The following is a 3,217-nucleotide window of genomic DNA, read 5'->3' as shown; positions in this document are numbered from 1 at the left end:
CTGAGCGCCCTCGCCAGCCTTGTATCGAGGTGGATGCGGATGCACGGGGGTGGCCGCTGTCCAGGGTCGGGATCTTGGTTGCGTGCCGCTCAGGATTCTGGTCACGTAGCGCTCAGGATCCTGGTCGTGTGCCGGTCAAGGTCTTGGTTGCGTAGCCTTCGGATCTTGCTCGCTTGACGCTTGGGATCTTGGTTGCGGTTTGCCGGGGGATTGGGATGGGGCGGACCGCGAGATGGGCGGGTATGCCGGCGGGTTACCTTCTTGGGAGTTCGCGGGGTCGTCGGGAAGAGGCGCTTGTGGTGAGTGTTGAGCCGGAGATCCGGGTTGTCGTGGTGACCTTTCGGTCTGGCGACATCATCCGGGGCTTCCTGGACACACTGGCGAAGGCGACCTCGCGCAGCTACGAGGTTGTCGTCGTCGACAACTCGCCCGAGCTGGACGCCCAGACGGCGGCCGCCGCCGAGCGGCCGGAGGTCCGGCTGGTTCGGCCGGGCCGCAACCTCGGTTATGGCGCCGCCGCGAACCGTGGTGCCGCCGGGGCGCGTGGCGGGTGGGTCGTCATCGCCAACGCCGACATCTCGTTCACCCCCGGCTCGCTGGACGAGCTGGTCGAGGCCGGCGAGCGCTGGCCGAGCGGTGGCGCCTTCGGCCCGGGGATCATCAATCCGGACGGCGCGCTCTACCCGTCCGCCCGCGACCTGCCGTCGCTGGGGCGTGGCGCCGGGCACGCGCTGTTCGGCTGGTTCTGGCCGACGAATCCGTGGACGGCCTCCTACCGGCGCGAACGCGGCACACCAACCGAGGCGACGGCCGGCTGGCTGTCCGGCTCGATCCAGCTGGTGCGGCGGGAGGCGTTCGAGTCGGTCGCCGGGTTCGACGAGTCGTACTTCATGTTCATGGAGGACGTCGACCTCGACCGCCGCCTCGGCGTCGCGGGCTGGAGCAGCGTCTACGTGCCGGGTGCGGTCGTCGAGCACCTCGGCGGGCATTCGACCAAGCGCACGTCACGGCGCATGGTCGTCGCCCATCACCGCAGCATGGCGCGTTACCTGTGCCGGCAATATGCGGGCCCGGCCTACCTGCCGCTGCGGATCCTGCTGACCGTGGGGCTGTCCGTCCGGCTACTGGTCGCGCTGGCGGCCGCCAAGGACAGTGCAGGCGCCCGCACCACCCGCGCCGCGGCGGATGTGCTGCCGGTGTCCCGGCGGCCGTGACATGCCGGTGTTCACCCGGTTCGTTGGCGTTCCGGTGGACATGCCCGGTCGATGAGTGCGATCCTGAAATGGTTGTTGGCTATCTGTGGTCGAAAGGTTTCGTAGCGAGACGATGACGCATCTGACGGGTTCATGCTGTGGCTGGTGAACCGCATACGGCTATGAGGTTGCGCTCGCGGTGCGATCCCGCCCACTTCGGCAGGCGCCAGCAGCCCCTGGTTCCCGGTCTGGAAAACTTGGCAGCATGGACGCAGTGATGCTGGTGGGGGGCAAGGGGACTCGGCTTCGGCCCCTCACGATGTCAGCCCCCAAGCCGATGCTCCCGGTCGCCGGGGTGCCCGTCACCGCCCACATGCTCGCCCGCGCCCGCGATGCCGGCATCGACCGCGTCGTGCTCGCCACCTCGTACAAGGCCGAGGTGTTCGAGGAGTACTTCGGGGACGGGTCGTCGCTGGGCCTCGAGCTTGTCTACGTGACCGAGACCGAGCCGCTGGGCACCGGCGGCGCGATCCGCAACGTCGCCGGCTTCCTGCGCTCCAAGCCGGACGACCCGGTGGTCATCTTCAACGGGGACATCCTGTCCGGCCTGGACATCGCGGCGCTCGTCGCCCGCCACCAGGCGGCCGACACCGCGGTCACTCTGCACCTGACCCAGGTCGAGGACCCGCGCGCCTTCGGCGTCGTCCCGACGGACGACGACGGCCGGGTCACCGCATTCCTGGAGAAGACCCCGGATCCGCCGACGAACCTGATCAACGCGGGCTGTTACGTCTTCCGCCGCTCGGTGATCGACCAGATCCCGGCTGGCCGGCCGGTGTCGGTCGAGCGGGAGACGTTCCCCGGCCTGCTGGCGGCGGGCGTCCCGATCGCCGCTTACGCGGACAGCACCTACTGGCTGGACCTGGGCACCCCGGACGCGTTCGTGCGCGGCTCCCGTGACCTGGTGCAGGGACGGATCGCGTCGTCCGCGCTGCCCGGGCCGGTGGGGGAGGCGCTGGTCCTGGGCGGGGCCACCATCGCGGCCGACGCCAAGCTGTGCGGCGGAGCGACGGTCGGCGCGGGCGCGTCCGTGGGCTGCGGCGCGACCGTCGACGGCGCGGTGCTCTTCGACGGCTCGTCGGTCGGCGACGGCGCCGTGGTCCGCGACTCGGTGGTCGGCCGGGACGCGGTGATCTGCGACGGCGTCCTGCTGGACGGCGTCGTCGTCGGCGACGGCGCGCGCATCGAGCCCGGCAACGAGCTGCGGGCCGGGGTGCGGGTCTTCCCAGGCGCGACCCTGCTCGCCGGCTGCGTGCGGTTCAGCTCCGACCGGGCCTGAGCCCGCGCCGCCGCGAGTGGGCGGGGCGCCCGGCGATCAGGCCGGGCGCGGGTCGAGGCGGAAGATGCGCAGGACGCGGCCGTGCTCGGAGCCGGGCTCGTTCATCTTCTGGTACTCGGCGTAGCCGGGCCAGAAGGCGGTGAGCTTCGGCCAGATGGCATCCCGCTCGGCGCCGTCGACGAGGCGGGCCCGCAGCTCCTGCCGCTTGCCGTGGTGGACGACGGCGACGTCCGGGTGCGCCAGCAGGTTCGCCGTCCAGGCCGGATGGTCGGGCCGGCCGTAGTTGCTGCCGACCAGCCAGAAGCCGTCGCCGTCGGGCATGGTCGCGAGCGGGGTCCTGCGCGCCAGCCCGGACTTCGCGCCGGTGTGCTCCAGCATGACCATCGGCAGCATCATCTGCCCGATCATCACGCGGCCACCGGTGACCTTGTGCATGGTCTTGTCGAGCTTCGGCACGACCGCTGGCCCGACCCGCTGGAATGCCGGGTGCAACGACAAACCCTGCGCCAGCCGTCCAAACCGCGTCCCTGGACCGATCTTCATGCGCCGGATGATAGTCGGGCCTGGTGATCAGGATGGGCCGCCGTCGGTCGCCCGACGCAGAGGCGGGCCCCCCCCCCCCCCGGGGTGGGGGGGCGCCCGGGGGGCCGCGGGGGGGGGCGCGGGGGGGGGGGGGGCGCCCGGG

At 71.6% G+C, this 3,217-nt stretch carries 3 protein-coding genes; 2 read left to right on the top strand and 1 reads right to left on the bottom strand.

The window, feature by feature from the left end; genetic code table 11:
- Nucleotides 1-299 precede the first annotated feature (299 nt).
- Nucleotides 300-1,214: a glycosyltransferase gene (locus I6A60_RS36735; protein ID WP_203017232.1), complete on the top strand. Its 915-nt coding sequence runs from the start codon at nt 300-302 to the stop codon at nt 1,212-1,214.
- Nucleotides 1,215-1,458: 244 nt separating this feature from the next.
- On the top strand, nt 1,459-2,532 hold the full coding sequence (locus I6A60_RS36730) for a sugar phosphate nucleotidyltransferase (RefSeq protein ID WP_203017230.1): 1,074 nt from the start codon (nt 1,459-1,461) through the stop codon (nt 2,530-2,532).
- A gap of 36 nt (nt 2,533-2,568) precedes the next feature.
- Here I6A60_RS36730 and I6A60_RS36725 read toward each other — a convergent pair whose 3' ends face one another.
- On the bottom strand, nt 2,569-3,075 hold the full coding sequence (locus I6A60_RS36725; protein ID WP_203022595.1) for a nitroreductase family deazaflavin-dependent oxidoreductase: 507 nt from the start codon (nt 3,073-3,075) through the stop codon (nt 2,569-2,571).
- Between the last annotated feature and the right edge of the window lie 142 nt (nt 3,076-3,217).

It is taken from the genome of Frankia sp. AgB1.9, assembly GCF_016786355.1.
GTDB lineage: Bacteria > Actinomycetota > Actinomycetes > Frankiales > Frankiaceae > Pseudofrankia.
The sequence above is the reverse complement of the archived record's forward strand: the minus strand, read 5'-3'. Positions and strand labels throughout refer to the sequence as shown.

Coding starts and splice junctions, on each gene's coding strand:
- I6A60_RS36725 (WP_203022595.1), bottom strand. CDS start 3,075: ATGAAGATCGGTCCAGGGACGCGGTTTGGACGGCTGGCGCAGGGTTTG.
- I6A60_RS36730 (WP_203017230.1), top strand. CDS start 1,459: ATGGACGCAGTGATGCTGGTGGGGGGCAAGGGGACTCGGCTTCGGCCC.